We start from the raw sequence: 15,387 nt of genomic DNA on the forward strand, positions 1-15,387 counted from the left end.
GAACCGTTACCTGAAACACGCGCAATCTGGCCTGAAAGACTGCTTCGCAGGTTTTTCACGACAGCTGCCGGCGCAGGGCCCGTCAAAGGTTAACGCGCATTTACGGTTTCACGGAGCGCCCGGTGTCCTACGGAGCGTGAGTTGCAAAAGCCTTCCGGTTCGATTTCGGCGGCATTTTTGCCGCAATGTTGCCTGAGCGTGACATCGATCAAACGAGGCCGTGCTATCGTTTGAGTCGCTCAAGCCCGCATCACGTCGCGGATCTTGGTTTGTACTGATGGTTTCGCAGGGGGACCATGGAATGAACCAGTGCCTACGCTCGCTTGCGTGTTTCCTCACCATGGCTGCACTCGCGCTCTTCTCGACGGAGGCGGCGGCGAAAAGCCATAACAAGCAATCCAGTCCGAAGAAGACGCATGAGGCGAAGGCCGGCAAGCAGCGCAGCGCTGCGGCCGGCAAGCATCGGCACAGCAAGCATGCCGAGGCGAAACGGAAATCGAAGACGCAGGACGAGGAACCGTCAGAGAAGCCCTCGAGGCCGCCGCTGACCGGCGACATCGCCGCGCTGAAGGACGCGATCGATCTGGCGCGCAAGGCCAAGACCGATGACGCCACCGCGGCCAGGAACCGGATCGCCGATCCCGCCGGACAAAAGCTCGCCGAGTGGTTCATCCTGCGGCACTCAGAGACGACCGCCGACTTCAACCGCTACGTCGCGTTCATTGCCGCCAATCCCAACTGGCCGAGCATCGCCTCGTTCCGCCGCCGCGCCGAGGCGCGGCTCTGGCAGGAGAAGAGCGATCCGGCCACCGTGCACAAGTTCACCGGTGACCGGCCGCAGAGCCCCAAGGGAAAGTTCGCGCTCGCGCGCGTGCTGCTGGCCGAGGGCAATCGCGACGCAGCCACAAGGCTCGTGCGTGACGCCTGGCGCGCGGAGGAACTGTCCGAGCGCACAGAGAGCGACGTCTACGAAGTCTTCGGCGAGCTTTTGACCGCGAATGATCATCGCGCCCGCATGGACAAGCGGCTCGGCGCCAGGGAATACGGCGCGGCACGGCGCGCCGCAAAGCGTCTCGGCAGCGATGAGCTTGCGATCGTGAAGGCCTGCGCCGCGGTCAGCGGCAAGGAGAACAAGGCCAAGGACTATCTGGAGGACGTGCCGGCCGATGCGCGCCGCGATCTCGGCTACACGCTGTGCCGCGCGCAATGGCTCCTCCTGAAGGACCGTATCGACGATGCGGCGCAGGTCATCCTTGCTGCCTCTCCCGACACCATGGCGCTCCAGGACACCGACGCCTGGTGGCGCGAGCGCCGGCTCTTGGCGCGCAAGCTGCTCGACCAGGGCAAGTTCAGGATGGCCTACGACGTGGTGCGCACGGCCGCCGTTCCGGCGATGGAGGTCTACCGCGTCGACTATCACTTCATGTGCGGCTGGATTGCGCTGCGCTATCTCGACGATCCCAAGATGGCGCTGATGCATTTTGCCGCGATTGACGAAGGCTCCGTCAATCCGATCGCGCTGTCGCGGGGGCACTACTGGCGCGGCCGTGCAGCGGAAGCCCTGGGAGCAGCCTCCGACGCGCTTCGGAGCTACCAGGCTGCGGCCCGCTATTCGACCGCCTATTACGGCCAGCTCGCACGCGCAAGGCTCGGTCTCGAGCGCATCGATCTGCGCGCACCCTCGCCCGTGCTCGCCTCCGACGCGGCACAGCCCTCGGATGAGCGCGTGCGTGCAGCCGACATGCTCTACGAGGTCGGCGAGCGCGACGTCGCGTTCTCCTTCGTCGCCGATTTTGCCGGAGAGAGCACCGACGTTGCCGCGCTCGAAGCGCTCGGCGAGCTCACGGGCCGGCGCAACGACGCTCACGCAATGCTGGAGATCGGCAAGCTGGCGCTCGCCCGCGGGCTCGCGCTCGACCACTACGCCTTCCCGACGATCGGCATTCCCCCGCACAAGCAGGTCGCGCCCGAGATCGAGACGAGCGTGATCTATTCGGTGGCGCGGACCGAGAGCGCCTTCGACCAGCGCGACAAGTCGGCTGCCAACGCGGTCGGGCTGATGCAGGTCACACCGGAGGCCGGGCGCGACACCGCAAAACGGTTCGGCGTCACCTACGACTGGGATCGCATGGTCTCCGATCCCGTCTACAACACCCAGATGGGTGCGGCCGAGCTCAGCGCGCTGCTGTCGGAATATCGCGGCAACCAGATCATGACCTTCGCCGGATACAATGCCGGCCGCGGCCGGGTCAGGGACTGGGTGCAGGCCCACGGCGATCCCCGCGACCCCAAGATCGATCCGGTCGACTGGGTCGAGCGAATTCCGCTATCGGAGACGCGCAACTACGTCCAGCGTGTGATGGAGAACGTGCTGGTCTACCGCGCGCGGTTCGAGGACGCGGGCGCGGTGGCGGCGAAGTCCGACGGGCGCGTGGTGACGCAAGAGGTCCGCGCAAGGCCTGCAACGGCAACGCCTGCGAGCTTCACGGGCGCGGATTGACAGACGGATTGACTCTCGAAGTGCCCCTTGGAGCCGTGGGTGGGTTAGCGAAGCGTAGCCCACCACGATGTGGAGGGGGCGTGGTCGGTACGCCATCTGCTAACCCACCCTCGCTGGTCGACGCCTCCGGGGCTGGACGAGGCGCCTCTCAGGTCTGGTGACTGCGGCCCTACGCGGGCTCGATTGCGTGGGCTCAATCGCGCGGCTCGCTATCACCTCCTTCCGTCGCCATCAGGTCGTGAACTCCCAAAAATGCGTCGGTCAATGCTCGCGAGAACGTCCACATCTGTATCGTGGAGCTCCAGCACGATACCGCACCCAAGACCGAGAGGACTTCGATGGCGCGGCTGGCGACGGTCGCGATGTTCTCGGTGGCCCGCGTCCCGGTAAGGCCGGGCATCGACCACTCCATCATCAGCGTCGCGAGCTCGTTTCGGCGGTAGCAATCATGGTCACAGTAACGGCGTTGCGTCCGCGCGTGCCGGATATAGCCGGGTTGGAGCGGCTGCGAGCAGGTGCTGCACGCAGCCTCGCGCGACGGCGGCTCGTGATTGACCACCACGAACTTCATGACGCCGCCCTCGCGCGCTCCTGCCGCTCCGCCCCGGCCTCACGGAACAGCGCGTAGCATTCATAGTCGCAATAGGGCAGACGCGTCCCGATCTCGCGCAGATAGCTTCCGCCGATGCGCTCCAGGCACTGCAAGCACCAGGTTTGCCGGAACGGAGTCCTGTCGTTCACCAAGACGAAGGCGAACCTCATGTGGCACCTCCCAATGCGAAGCAGTAGACGGTATCCAGCGGAGAAAGCGCGGGAGGCGGCGCGCAAAGATGGTTGCGGCCATCCGGGTTGTCCCTGTGCCGCTCCACCTTCTGGGCAGGGACCGGGATGTATTTGCCGTCTTCCCTGCGGCGCGCATAAAGCTTGCCGTCTTCGTACCTGATCTCGGTCGGGTAGCAGTCCGCGCTGTTGCAGCAGCTGAGCGCCGGGTTATCCGGCATGTGCCAGGTCGAATAGAACTTTTCGTGCAGAGCCTGATCCTGAGGAGGATGCTGGCGATGGGCAGCACCTTGCCCAACCTCCTGCGCCTGGACCGCCGCTGTGAGGCCAAGGAGGAGAACGCCCGATAAGAGGAGCTTGCACGACGGGTTCACACGCAGCCTCCGGGATCACAATTGCTGAACGGCCAACCTCTCCGGCTGCCTCACGCCACCCGAGCTCGAAACAGCCAGCGGCGGTCGCGTTCGCTGCGCGCACGGAAACGATCGAGACACTTCTTGGAGCAGACCGCCGTTCGCCAGGAATAGTATCGGATCAAGCCAAACTGCCTGCTGCAAACGGCACAGCTCTGGTCTGAAGGACGGCGCTCTAACTGTTCGGACTTGTCGCACATCGTTCTCTCCCTCGTTCCGTTATCCGTTCTCTTTCTTCGAATTTCACGTGCGCTGGATCGCGGAAATCGCCGTTTCGCCGTCGCAGCCCGCACACGGATGAAGCGCGGCGCAGGTGTCGCAATGGGTCACCAGATCCTGCGGAACGTACGCGCAACGGTCGCAGAGCTTCACTCTCATGCCGACATCCCGGGTAACGCAGCGGCTTGGTCTTTCGTCCTGCGTCTGTCGGTGAGACCGCTCGAACCGTACGCTTGAGATCCGGTTCGTTCGCGATCGCCGCCAGCAGCAGCACTATCGACCTTTCCCGATCGGTCATGAGGCTAGTCCGTCAGCCACAACGTTCTCAATTGTACGGAGGTAAATGACCGACATGACTAGGGATGGGCGAGCTATACCTAGGTTTGTCCCGTAGTCGCCCGGGGGTTTGCGCTGGCGTTCTTCGCAACGAGACGGCGCACCCTGCGCCGGCTGCACGGCCCCCGCGAGTCGCGGGCCCGCATAGCCGCAGCTAGTTCGCGAGCAGCATCGCGAGCCGCAAGTCCGAAGGCGACACGCCGTCCCGTCGCCATCGACCCGACTTTGGTCGGGGGGAATTGCCGATGTTGTTGCAACGTGGTCTACTTGCATTCACCGCAGAGATGAGCCGAGACTGTCTGCGATGAAGCCTGGCCAGACAGCACAAATCTGGAAGTCAGCTGCGCAATTCGTCTTCGGTTGCGTTGTGCTGGCGCTGGTGACCGCGGCCTGTTTCTTCCTCCAGATCGGGCTCCCCGCGACCGCGTTCTGCTATCTCGTGGTGATCCTGCTGTTCGCACTCATGGACAGCTTCCTGGCCTCCGGTCTCCTCACTCTCCTCGCCGTTGCAGCGCTCGACTTTTTCTCTGCCCCGCCCCTCTTTGATTTCCGCATCTCCGATCCGCAGGATCGCCTGGTGATCGCTCCGTTCCTTTTCGCGTGCCTGATCGGGTCGGGATTGATCCAGCAGGCCCGCAGCGAACGGCGGGCTGGCCGCTTCAAGCCGAGCCCTAAATCCAGCGATGCCGATTTGCGCGACGCTATGAAGCAATGGCAGCAGGTCTTCGAGCACAACCCGGTCATGTATTTCATGGTCGATCCCGCCGGAACCGTGGTGAACGTGAACACGTTCGGCGCCGCGCAACTGGGCTATACGGCAGCAGAGCTGATCGGCCAATCGGTGCTGGGTGTGTTCTTCGAGGAAGACCGCGACTTCGTCCGCCGGTGCGTCGCGCTCTGCCTTGGGACCGTCGGTCAGTCACACACCTGGGAGATCCGGAAGGTGCGCAAGGACGGCTCGGTTCTGTGGGTCCGCGAGAACGCCAAGGCCATGCTTCAGAGCGATGGCAAGCAGATCGTGCTGGTCGCGTGCGAGAACATCACCGAGCGCAAGGAAGCGGAGAATGCGCTACGACAGAGCGAGGCTTATCTCGCCCAGGCGCAGGAATTGAGCCACACCGGCAGCTTCGGCTGGAAGTCCACAACCGGCGACATCACCTGGTCGAAGGAGACGTATCGCATCTTCCAATGCGACGAAGCCGAGAAGCCCACTATCCCATTCATGCTCGAGCGCATCCATCCGGACGACAGGCTCGCGGTGCGGCGAACCACGGGACGCGCGATGCGCGAGGGGTACGACTACGATCACGAATACCGCCTCGTGATGCCCGACGGCGCCGTGAAATATGTTCGCGCGGTGGCCCGCGCCACGCGAGACGCCGGCGGCAACGTCGAGTTCGTTGGCTCGGTGAGCGACATCACCCCGGCCAAGGAGGCAGAACGGCGACTGCGCGAAAGCGAACAGCGCTTCCGCGACTACGCCGAAACTGCGTCCGACTGGTTCTGGGAGACCGGGCCCGACCATCGCGTCACCCGCGTCTCCGAACATCCTGAAACGGCCGGCATGGCCCCTTTCTGGGCGCTCGGGCTCACACGTTGGGACATTGCTCCCGATGCAGCACTCCAACCGGAGAAGTGGCAACAGCATCGGGCGGCACTTGACGCGCATGCTCCGTTTCGCGACCTTGTGTACCGGAGCAAGGACCGGAACGGACAGCCGACCTATGTTCGCACCAGCGGCAAGCCGTTCCTCGACGCCAACGGCAATTTCCTCGGCTATCGTGGCGTCTGCACCGATGTGACCGCCGCCATCCGGGCCGAACAGGCCGAACTGGCGCTGCGCAAGGCGCAGACCGAACTCGCCCATGTGACGCGCGTAACGACGCTCGGCGAGCTGACCGCCTCGATTGCTCACGAACTCAATCAGCCCCTCGCCGCCGTGATGGCCAACGCCGACGCGTGCATCGGCTGGCTGCAGCGCAGTCCCCCGGATCTGAAAGGGGCACGTCGCTCGGTGGAGTGGATCGTCGAGGATTGCAACCGTGCCGGCGAGGTGATCCGTCACGTCCGGGCACTTGCCAAGAGAACTGACATCGAGATGGTCCCGCTCGACGTCAACGGGGTCGTTCGCGAGGCCGTCGCGCTCGTCCAGCGCGAGATGGCCACCCACGCCGTATCGGTGCGAATGGAATTGAGATCAGTGCTGCCCAATATCATCGGCGACCGAATCCAGTTACAGCAGGTGCTGATCAACCTGATCATGAATGGGATCGAAGCCATGGAAGGCGTCGTGGACCGCCCGCGTGAGCTGGTGATCTGCTCCGGTCCGGATGAAAACGGATCAGTGCTGGTGAGCGTGACGGACCGTGGGGTCGGCATTTCCGCCGATGCGATTGATCGCTTGTTCACACCGTTCTTCACCACCAAATCCGGCGGCCTGGGCATGGGACTCTCGATCTGCCGTTCCATCGTCGAGGCCCACGGCGGACGACTTTCGGCCTCGCCCAACCCGGGGTGCGGCGCGACGTTTCAGATCACCCTGCCCTTGCATCGGGAGGAAGCGCCGTCGTGACCGAGCGCCACAAGCCCTCCTTGCCGCAGACGGGCAATGACGAGCCGATCGTCCTGGTCGTCGACGATGACCCATCAGTGCGTCGGGCGCTTATCAATCTCTTTGAATCGGTCGGCCTCAGGGTTGCTGCATTCGGGTCGGCGTCTGAGATACTGCAAAGCAAGCCGCCGGAGGTCCCCAGCTGTCTGGTGCTCGACATCCGCCTTCCGGGACTGAGCGGCCTCGACCTGCAGGCCGATCTCGCCAAGGCAAACATCCACACGCCCATCATCTTCATCACCGGCCATGGCGACATTCCCATGACCGTCCGGGCCATGAAGAGTGGCGCGGTCGACTTCCTGACCAAGCCGGTGCGCGACCAGGACATGCTGGACGCGGTCCAGGCCGCGATCGAGCGCGATCGCAAGCGCCGCGAGATCGAGAAAACGGTGTCGAACGTCAGGTCCCGCTTCGAGTCGCTCACCCCGCGGGAACGGGACGTGCTGTCCCTGGTCGCGTCTGGCATGATGAACAAGCACGTGGCCGCTGAGCTGGGATTGGCCGAAATCACCGTCAAGATCTATCGTGGCCAGATCATGCGGAAGATGGGTGCCAAGTCGCTGGCCGAGCTGGTGAAAATGAACGAGGCCCTCGGAACACAGCACGCCAAGCGGGACGAACAAACCTAAGTATGAGTTCCAAATCTCGCTTGATGGGCCCACCCTTGCTTCCGGCCGGCGTGCGGCGGCAAGCAGCTTGGGAGCGGACGTTTTGTCAGCGCCTTCAGTGATTTCGGTGCTCGACGATGATCCCTATGTGCGGGCCGCGATCGACAATCTTCTGGCGTCGCGCGGATACGTCGTCCACACCTTCGCCTCGGCCGAAGAGTTCCTGGGCTCGACCGATCTGAACGGCGCCAGTTGCGTGATCGCGGACGTGCAGATGCCGGTCATGTCCGGGATCGATCTGTTGACGCGGATGCGTACCCAGGGCTCGGCCACGCCGTTCATATTCATTACGGCCTTTCCGGATGAGAGCGTGCGTGCACGCGCGTTGAGGGCCGGTGCACTCTGCTTCCTTGGCAAGCCGTTCGTCGCCTCGGAGTTGATGCAATGCCTGGAGATGGCGCTGGGAGGACGGGCGGACGCCACGGCGTGATGCCCTGCGCGTGAGCCCCGCTTCAATCCACCTTGATGTCGGCCGCCTTGATGATCGGCCACCACTTGGCGATCTCGGCCTTCTGCCGCGCGCCGAGCGCTTCGGGGGTGAGCAGGTCCTTCGGCGGCATTTCGAGGCCGAGATTTTCCATCTGCTTCTTCACGGCGGCATCGCCGAGCGCTTCCACCACCGCGACGTTGAGCCTCGATACGATCTCCCGCGGCGTGCCCTTGGGCACCCATAAGCCCGACCACAGCGTCATCTGAAAGCCCTTCAGTCCGGCCTCATCGGCGGACGGGATTTCGGGCGCGGACGCCAGGCGCTTGTCGTCGCTGATCGCGTAGGCACGGATGGTGCCGGCGCGGACCTGGTTGATGGAGTTCGAGGTCTGGTCGACGATGATGTCGATCTGGCCGGCAATGAGGTCGTTCAGCGCCGGCCCCGTGCCGCGATAGGGTACATATTGCAGCTTGATGCCGGAAACACTCTCGAAATAGACGCCGGCGATGTGGCTGCCGGAGCCCGCACCGGCCGTGCCCGCGGTCGCCGGCGCCGGACGCGACTTCAGCCAGGCGAGCAGCTCCTTCAGCGATGTCGCCGGCACGGCGTTCTTGCTGACGACGATCATGGGGTTGCTCGGAAGCAGCACCACCGGCTCGAGATCGGCGACGAGATCGTAAGGGAGCCTGTAGACCGCACCGTTGGCCACGTGCGTGCCAAGATGGCCGAAGGAGATGGTGTAGCCGTCGGGAGCCGAATGCACGGCGCGCCCCACCCCGACCGAACCGCCGGCACCGGTGACGTTCTCGACCACCACTGCCTGGCCGAGGCTCGCCCGCATGCGCTCGGCGAGCACGCGCGCCATCGCGTCCGAAGGTCCGCCGGCCGCGAACGGCACGATGATGGTGATGGGACGCGAGGGGTAGGTGTCGGCGCGCGCGGCGCCGGCAAGAGCGAGGATGGTGATCAGCGCGGCCCAGATCGTCTTTCGCATCTGCGTCTCCCCCGGCGACATTCCTGATCACCTCCCCCCGTTGCGGGAGAGGGAGAACTACGAGCTCGCGAGCGGCCTTCTCGCCCGGGCTAGAACTGCGAGAAGTCGATCGGCTTGTGGCGGTCGAGCGTGCGGGTGACCGGCGGCAGCGGATACTTCAGGCCGGTCGCGCAGTTGAACAGCATCACGCGATCATTCTTGGTGACGCGGCCGTCGGCGAGGCTCTGTTTGTAGGCGGCGTAAGTCGCGGCGCCCTCGGGACACAAGAGCAGCCCCTCCTCGCGCGCGACCTCGCTCAGCGCCGATGAGATCTTGTCGTCGTCGACCGCGATGGCAAAGCCCTTGCTCTCGCGCACGGCGCGCAGGATCAGGAAGTCGCCGATCGCCTGCGGCACGCGAATTCCTGAAGCGATGGTGTGGGCGTCCTCCCAGCGCGCCGCATGGTCGGTGCCCTCCTTATAGGCGCGCACCATCGGCGCACAGCCGGACGCCTGCACCGCAACCATGCGCGGGCGCTTCGATCCGATGAAGCCGATCTTCTCGAGCTCGTCGAAGGCCTTCCACATGCCGATCAGGCCGGTGCCGCCGCCGGTCGGATAGAAGATCACGTCGGGCACATCCCAGCCGAGCTGCTCGGCAAGCTCCAGCCCCATCGTCTTCTTGCCCTCGATCCGGTACGGCTCCTTCAGCGTCGAGGTGTCGAACCAGCCGACCTTCGCCTTGCCCTCGCCGACGATCTTGCCGCAATCGTCGATATAGCCGTTGACGCGGTAGACGGTCGCGCCCTGCAATTCGATTTCGCTGACGTTCACCTCCGGCGTATCGGCCGGGCAGAAGATCGTGGTCCTGATGCCGCAGGAGGTCGCATAGGCCGCGAGCGCTGCGCCGGCGTTGCCGTTGGTCGGCATCGCCATGTGCTTGATGCCAAGCGCCTTGCCCATCGACACCGCCATGACGAGGCCCCGCGCCTTGAACGAGCCAGTCGGCAGGCGGCCTTCATCTTTCACGATGATCTCGCCGCCGCCCAGCTTTTGCGACAGCTTCGGCAGCCGGATCAGCGGCGTCGTGATCTCCCCGAGCGAGACGATGTCCTTGCACTTGCGCACCGGCAACAGCTCGCGGTAGCGCCACATGTCGGCGGGGCGCTGGCTCAGTGCATCCTTGGTCAGCGCCTCCTTCACCCCAGTGAGGTCGTAGCGCACCAGCAGCGGCTTGCCGGCCTTCGAGAGGTTGTGAACCTGGTCGGCCGGATAGTGATCTCCCTCCATCGCGCATTCCAGATGCGTGACGAAGGTCGGGCGCTCGATGGTGAGGTTGTCGTTATCGTGCACGGGTTTGGCCCTCTTGTTGTTTTGGTCTCTTCGATATCAGACCCGTCACCCTGAGGTGCGAGCCATGCGGTGCAATGCGCCGCATGGAGAGCCTCGAAGGGCGACGGCCCAACTGCAACATCTCGGCCGTTCATCCTTCGAGGCTCGCTGCGCGAGCACCTCAGGATGACGGGTCTGATGGCTGCCGGCGCGCGCCGGTCAGATATTCAGCACCCTTCCATACGCGTCCAGCACGGCTTCCTTCATCATTTCCGACAGCGTCGGATGCGGGAAGACCGTGTGCATCAGCTCTTCCTCGGTCGTCTCGAGGTTCATCGCGACGACGTAGCCCTGGATCAGTTCGGTGACCTCCGCGCCGATCATGTGCGCGCCGAGAAGCTGCCCGGTCTTCTTGTCGAAGATCACCTTGACGAGGCCCTGGTCCTCGCCGAGTGCGATCGCCTTGCCGTTGCCGACGAAGGGGAAGCGGCCGACGCGGATTTCGCGGCCATTCTCCTTGGCCTTGGCTTCGGTGAGGCCGACGGAAGCGACCTGCGGATGGCAATAGGTGCAGCCGGGGATCATGTTCTTGTCCATGGCGTGCGGATGCAGGCCCTTGATCGCCTCGACGCAGATCACGCCCTCATGCTCGGCCTTGTGAGCCAACATTGGGGGACCGGCAACGTCGCCGATGGCGTAGATGCCGGGAACGTTGGTCTTGCCGTAGCCGTCGATGACGATGCAGCCGCGGTCGGTTTTGACGCCGAGCTTTTCGAGGCCGAGATTTTCGATATTGCCGACGACACCGACGGCGGAGATCACGCGGTCGAACTCGGTGGTGACAGGCTTGCCCTTGCCGTCATCGATGGTGGCGACGACGCTGTCGGCTTTCTTGTCGAGCTTCGTGACCTTGGTCGAGGACATGATCTTGATGCCCATCTTCTCGAAACGCTTTCGCGCGAGGCCTGCGATCTCCGCGTCCTCGACGGGCAGGATCTGCGGCAGCACCTCGACCACGGTGACGTCGGACCCCATGGTGTGGAAGAAGGACGCGAACTCGATGCCGATCGCGCCGGAGCCGACGACGAGGAGCGATTTCGGAATCCGGTCGGGGATCATGGCCTCAAAGTAGGTCCAGACCAGCTTCGGATCGGGCTCGAGACCGGGCAGCACGCGCGGCCGCGCGCCGGTCGCGACGATGATGTGCTTGGCCTGATAGGTTCCTTCGCCCAGCGAGCCCTTCGGTCCTTCGACGTCGGACTTCTTCACCGTGATCTTGCCGGGCGCATCGATCGAGGCGGCGCCCCAGATCACGCTGACCTTGTTCTTCTTCATCAGGAAGCCGACGCCGTCGTTCAGCCGCTTCGAGACGCCGCGCGATCGCTGCACCACCGCCTTCGGATCGAACGAGATCTTCTCCGCCGACAGGCCGTAATCCTTGGCGTGCTGCATGTAGTGGTAGATCTCCGCCGAGCGCAGCAGCGCTTTCGTCGGGATGCAGCCCCAGTTCAGGCAGATGCCCCCGAGATAGGATTTTTCGATGATCGCGGTCTTGAAGCCGAGCTGCGCGGCGCGGATCGCGGTGACGTAGCCGCCGGGACCGGAGCCAATGATGATGATGTCGAAGGATGTGTCGGCCATGCTTTTGCGCTCGTTCCCGTTCAACCGGTCTCAATGTTCGAGACCGTCATTGCGAGGAGCTCTTGCGACGAAGCAATCCAGTCTGCCGGTCACGTCCTGGAATGCTTCGCTTCGCTCGCAATGACGACGCGAATTCGCTTCGTCAGACCATCATCATGACGGGGTTTTCGATCAGCTGCTTGAACGCACCGATCAGCTCGGCGCCGAGCGCGCCGTCGATGGCGCGGTGATCGCAGGACAGCGTCACGCTCATCATCTGCGCGATCTCGATCTTGCCGCCGCGAACCACCGGCCGTTCCTCGCTGGTGCCGACCGCAAGGATCGTCGCATGCGGCGGGTTGATCACGGCGGTGAAGTCCTTGATGCCGAACATGCCGAGGTTCGACACCGCGGTGGTGCCGCCCTGATACTCCTCGGGCTTCAATTTGCGCGAGCGCGCACGCGTTGCAAAATCCTTCATCTCGTTGGAGATTGTCGAGAGCGTCTTAGTCTCGGCCTTGCGGATGATCGGCGTGATCAGGCCGCCGGGCATTGCCACGGCAACGCCGACGTCGGAATGGTGGTGCTTGACCATGCCGGACTCGGTCCAGCTCACATTGCAGTTCGGGATCTTCTGGAGCGCGACCGCCATCGCCTTGATGACGAAGTCGTTGACCGAGATCTTGTAGAGCGGCTTCTTCTCCTTGTCCTTGGGAGCAGCCGCATTGATCTCCTCGCGCGCGACCAGCAGCTTGCCAATGTCGCAATCGATGGTGAGATAGAAGTGCGGGACGTTCTGGATCGACGCGGTGAGGCGCTGCGCGATGGTGCGGCGCATGCCGTCATGCGGGACGATGTCGTAGGAGCCCGGCTCAAACAGCGCCAAAATCTGCTTGTCGGACATGGTCGGCGCAATCGACGGCGCGGCTGACGGAGCAGCAGCCGGGGCTTTCAGGCCCTTGCCCGACTTGGCCTGCTCGACGTCGCGCGCGACGACGCGGCCATGCGGGCCAGTGCCCGTCACAAGTGAAATCTCGATGCCGGCGTCCTTGGCGAGACGGCGCGCCAGCGGCGAGGAGAACACGCGGCCACCCTGGCCGTTGCCCTTCGCGGCCGGAGCGGCGGCCTGTGGCGCGGGAGCAGCAGCAGGAGCCGGTGCCGCCTTCGCAGCGGGTGCGGGCGCCGGAGCCGGTGCAGCGGCCGGAGCTTCTGCAGCTTTCGGCGGCGCAGCCGACGCGGCGGGCTTGGCAGCGCCCGCGGCCTTGACGTCCTCGCCCTCGCCGGCGAGCACTGCGATCACATCGTTCACCGGCACATCCTGCGTGCCCTCGGGCACGAGAATCTTGGCGATCGTGCCTTCGTCGATCGCCTCGACCTCCATGGTGGCCTTGTCGGTCTCGATCTCGGCGATGACGTCGCCAGATTTGACCTTGTCGCCCTCTTTCTTCAGCCACTTGGCGAGGTTGCCCTTCTCCATCGTTGGCGAAAGAGCGGGCATCAGGATGTTGATGGGCATGCTGACCTCACGAAGAACTTCTCAAAACGTCGTCTCCCGACCCACCGGAAGACGAACAGACAAGGATTAGTTGCCGATGTCGCCCTGCCACGGGCGCTCATTGGCGGGATTGGAACGCCACGACTTCATCATGGCGATGGAGCGGTCGTCGGCAAGATCGATCCAGGGGATGCCGAACTTGTCGAGAATGTCTTTGGAGCCGGGGAAGGCCTCGGCCTCACCGATCGCCTCCCGCATGAGATCGTAGTGATAGGATTCGACCGCCACGCTCAGTGCCCCTTCTGCCCGCGCGGCGTCGTGGTGCCCATGTCGGTCGGACGCTCGATCTCGGCCTCGAACATGTCGAGGATTCGGCCCAGCGCCTCCTCCTCGCTCATCTCGCTCTCGCGCGCATAGGCGCGCGCGGCATGACGAGCGAGATCGACCAGCAGGAGGCCCCACATGTCGGGCTCCTCGAAGGCCCGCTGGAACGCCATCGACAGCCCGCCGTCGAGCACGAACACGCGCAAAATCTCGATCGCGTCTTCGCGTCCAATCACGTCAGGTGGAAGTGGCTGTTCCTTGGGCGCTGCCATGGTCTACCTGTAGCAGACGGCTTTGGCGGCCTCGACCACTTCGGCTGCCGAGGGCAGCGCGAGCTTCTCCAGGTTCGCGGCATAGGGCATCGGCACGTCCTTGCCCGAAACGCGCGTCACCGGCGCGTCCAGGTAGTCGAAGGCATGCTCCATGATGCGCGCGGCGATCTCGGCGCCGACACCGCTCTGGGCCCAGCCCTCCTCCACCGTGACGGCACGGCCGGTCTTCTTCACGGAGTTGACGATGGTCTCGGTGTCCATCGGCCGCAACGTGCGCAGGTCGATCACCTCGGCCTCGATGCCGTCCTTGGCGAGTTCGTCCGCCGCCTTCAGCGCATAGGTCATGCCGTTCGACCACGAGATGATCGTGACGTGGCTGCCCGAGCGCACGATGCGCGCCTTGCCGAGCGGGATCACATAGTCGTCGAGCTTCGGCACTTCGCCGGTGTGGCCGTAGAGAACTTCGTTCTCGAGGAAGATCACCGGATTGGGATCGCGGATCGCGGCCTTGAGCAGGCCCTTGGCATCCGCGGCCGAATACGGCGCGACGACCTTCAGACCCGGAATGTGCGAATACCAGGAGGAGTAATCCTGGCTGTGCTGGGCGGCGACGCGGGCAGCGGCGCCGTTGGGGCCGCGGAACACGATCGAGCAGCCCATCTGGCCGCCGGACATATAGAGCGTCTTGGCGGCGGAGTTGATGATCTGGTCCATCGCCTGCATCGCGAAGTTGAAGGTCATGAACTCGACGACCGGCTTCAGGCCGGCCATCGCGGCGCCGACGCCGATGCCGGCAAAGCCATGCTCGGTGATCGGCGTGTCGATGACGCGCCTGGCGCCGAATTCCTGCAACAGGCCCTGCGTGACCTTGTAGGCGCCCTGATATTCGGCGACCTCTTCACCCATCACGAAGACGTCGGCATCGCGCCGCATTTCCTCGGCCATCGCATCGCGCAACGCTTCGCGGACGGTCTGCTTCACCATCTCGGTGCCGGCGGGCACCTCCGGATCAGGCTCGGCGACGGCGGCCGGAGCCGAGGGTGCAGCTTTCGGCGCAGGCGCCTCGCTCTTGGCTTGCGCAGGCGGCGCGGCTTCTGCAGCCGGCTTCGCAGGCGCCGGAGCTTTCGCAAGATCAGCGGCGCTCTCGCCGTCGGCGAGAATCGTCGCGATCGGCGTGTTCACGGCGACGTCGGCGGTGCCTTCGGGGATCAGGATCTTGCCGAGCGTGCCCTCATCGGTCGCCTCGACCTCCATGGTCGCCTTGTCGGTCTCGATCTCGGCGATCACGTCGCCCGACTTGATCGTCTCGCCCTCTTTTTTCAGCCATTTGGCGAGGTTGCCCTTTTCCATCGTGGGCGACAGCGCGGGCATCAGCACTTGAATTGGCATATCAACTCCAAAAGAAAGCTTGCGCG

General features: G+C 64.3%; 14 protein-coding genes. 4 read left to right on the forward strand and 10 right to left on the reverse strand.

From position 1 onward, the window contains the following. Positions 1–301 precede the first annotated feature (301 nt). Entirely contained in the window at positions 302–2,500 is a 2,199-nt protein-coding gene (locus NLN62_RS42120; RefSeq protein WP_254112538.1) for a lytic transglycosylase domain-containing protein, read from the forward strand. Positions 2,501–2,693: 193 nt separating this feature from the next. On the opposite strand, the gene NLN62_RS42125 is transcribed toward NLN62_RS42120, so the two are convergent. Genes NLN62_RS42125 through NLN62_RS42135 form a run of 3 tightly spaced genes read right to left on the reverse strand, consistent with a single transcriptional unit; the run spans position 2,694 to position 3,654 of the window. Continuing rightward, the gene (locus tag NLN62_RS42125; protein ID WP_254112539.1) at positions 2,694–3,071 is read right to left on the reverse strand and encodes a hypothetical protein; all 378 of its coding nucleotides are present in this window, start codon (positions 3,069–3,071) and stop codon (positions 2,694–2,696) included. Beyond that, complete coding sequence (locus NLN62_RS42130) at positions 3,068–3,262, reverse strand: hypothetical protein (RefSeq protein WP_035662105.1); 195 nt, start codon at positions 3,260–3,262, stop codon at positions 3,068–3,070. The genes NLN62_RS42125 and NLN62_RS42130 overlap by 4 nt, the downstream gene beginning before the upstream one ends. Further along, entirely contained in the window at positions 3,259–3,654 is a 396-nt protein-coding gene (locus tag NLN62_RS42135) for a hypothetical protein (protein WP_027522665.1), read from the reverse strand. The genes NLN62_RS42130 and NLN62_RS42135 overlap by 4 nt, the downstream gene beginning before the upstream one ends. An 898-nt stretch (positions 3,655–4,552) precedes the next feature. Between NLN62_RS42135 and NLN62_RS42140 the strand changes: the two genes are divergently transcribed. The 3 genes from NLN62_RS42140 (at position 4,553) to NLN62_RS42150 (ending at position 7,957) form a co-directional block, all read left to right on the forward strand. Beyond that, on the forward strand, positions 4,553–6,820 hold the full coding sequence (locus NLN62_RS42140) for a PAS domain S-box protein (protein ID WP_254112540.1): 2,268 nt from the start codon (positions 4,553–4,555) through the stop codon (positions 6,818–6,820). After that, positions 6,817–7,488: a response regulator transcription factor gene (locus tag NLN62_RS42145; RefSeq protein ID WP_027522663.1), complete on the forward strand. Its 672-nt coding sequence runs from the start codon at positions 6,817–6,819 to the stop codon at positions 7,486–7,488. Before NLN62_RS42140 ends, NLN62_RS42145 begins: the two co-directional genes overlap by 4 nt. 82 nt (positions 7,489–7,570) lie before the next feature. Further along, positions 7,571–7,957, forward strand: coding sequence for a response regulator transcription factor (locus tag NLN62_RS42150; RefSeq protein WP_027522662.1), 387 nt, complete (start codon positions 7,571–7,573; stop codon positions 7,955–7,957). 22 nt (positions 7,958–7,979) lie between these two features. On the opposite strand, the gene NLN62_RS42155 is transcribed toward NLN62_RS42150, so the two are convergent. The 7 genes from NLN62_RS42155 to NLN62_RS42185 form a co-directional block, all read right to left on the reverse strand. After that, positions 7,980–8,951 carry a tripartite tricarboxylate transporter substrate binding protein BugD gene (locus tag NLN62_RS42155; RefSeq protein WP_254112541.1) on the reverse strand — a complete coding sequence of 324 codons (972 nt, stop codon included), beginning with the start codon at positions 8,949–8,951 and terminating at the stop codon, positions 7,980–7,982. An 89-nt stretch (positions 8,952–9,040) separates the two neighbouring features. Continuing rightward, entirely contained in the window at positions 9,041–10,282 is a 1,242-nt protein-coding gene (locus tag NLN62_RS42160) for a threonine synthase (protein WP_027522660.1), read from the reverse strand. A 198-nt stretch (positions 10,283–10,480) separates the two neighbouring features. After that, on the reverse strand, positions 10,481–11,902 hold the full coding sequence (lpdA, locus tag NLN62_RS42165; protein ID WP_027522659.1) for a dihydrolipoyl dehydrogenase: 1,422 nt from the start codon (positions 11,900–11,902) through the stop codon (positions 10,481–10,483). Between the two features lie 142 nt (positions 11,903–12,044). Continuing rightward, positions 12,045–13,397 carry a pyruvate dehydrogenase complex dihydrolipoamide acetyltransferase gene (locus NLN62_RS42170; protein WP_027522658.1) on the reverse strand — a complete coding sequence of 451 codons (1,353 nt, stop codon included), beginning with the start codon at positions 13,395–13,397 and terminating at the stop codon, positions 12,045–12,047. A gap of 66 nt (positions 13,398–13,463) precedes the next feature. Then, positions 13,464–13,664 carry a hypothetical protein gene (locus tag NLN62_RS42175; RefSeq protein ID WP_254112543.1) on the reverse strand — a complete coding sequence of 67 codons (201 nt, stop codon included), beginning with the start codon at positions 13,662–13,664 and terminating at the stop codon, positions 13,464–13,466. 2 nt (positions 13,665–13,666) lie between these two features. Further along, positions 13,667–13,972 (reverse strand): DUF5076 domain-containing protein, encoded by a 306-nt coding sequence (locus tag NLN62_RS42180; protein ID WP_027522656.1) that lies wholly within the window; start codon positions 13,970–13,972, stop codon positions 13,667–13,669. Between the two features lie 3 nt (positions 13,973–13,975). Next, positions 13,976–15,361: a pyruvate dehydrogenase complex E1 component subunit beta gene (locus NLN62_RS42185; protein ID WP_027522655.1), complete on the reverse strand. Its 1,386-nt coding sequence runs from the start codon at positions 15,359–15,361 to the stop codon at positions 13,976–13,978. Positions 15,362–15,387: the final 26 nt, after the last annotated feature.

It is taken from the genome of Bradyrhizobium sp. CCGUVB23 (genome assembly GCF_024199885.1).
In the GTDB taxonomy this organism is placed as follows: domain Bacteria; phylum Pseudomonadota; class Alphaproteobacteria; order Rhizobiales; family Xanthobacteraceae; genus Bradyrhizobium.

Excerpts from the sequence above, each read along its gene's own strand:
- NLN62_RS42125 (WP_254112539.1), bottom strand. The coding sequence starts at position 3,071 with ATGAAGTTCGTGGTGGTCAATCACGAGCCGCCGTCGCGCGAGGCTGCG.
- NLN62_RS42130 (WP_035662105.1), bottom strand. The coding sequence starts at position 3,262 with ATGAGGTTCGCCTTCGTCTTGGTGAACGACAGGACTCCGTTCCGGCAA.
- NLN62_RS42140 (WP_254112540.1), top strand. The coding sequence starts at position 4,553 with ATGAAGCCTGGCCAGACAGCACAAATCTGGAAGTCAGCTGCGCAATTC.
- NLN62_RS42120 (WP_254112538.1), top strand. The coding sequence starts at position 302 with ATGAACCAGTGCCTACGCTCGCTTGCGTGTTTCCTCACCATGGCTGCA.
- NLN62_RS42180 (WP_027522656.1), bottom strand. The coding sequence starts at position 13,972 with ATGGCAGCGCCCAAGGAACAGCCACTTCCACCTGACGTGATTGGACGC.
- NLN62_RS42185 (WP_027522655.1), bottom strand. The coding sequence starts at position 15,361 with ATGCCAATTCAAGTGCTGATGCCCGCGCTGTCGCCCACGATGGAAAAG.
- NLN62_RS42170 (WP_027522658.1), bottom strand. The coding sequence starts at position 13,397 with ATGCCCATCAACATCCTGATGCCCGCTCTTTCGCCAACGATGGAGAAG.
- lpdA (WP_027522659.1), bottom strand. The coding sequence starts at position 11,902 with ATGGCCGACACATCCTTCGACATCATCATCATTGGCTCCGGTCCCGGC.
- NLN62_RS42155 (WP_254112541.1), bottom strand. The coding sequence starts at position 8,951 with ATGCGAAAGACGATCTGGGCCGCGCTGATCACCATCCTCGCTCTTGCC.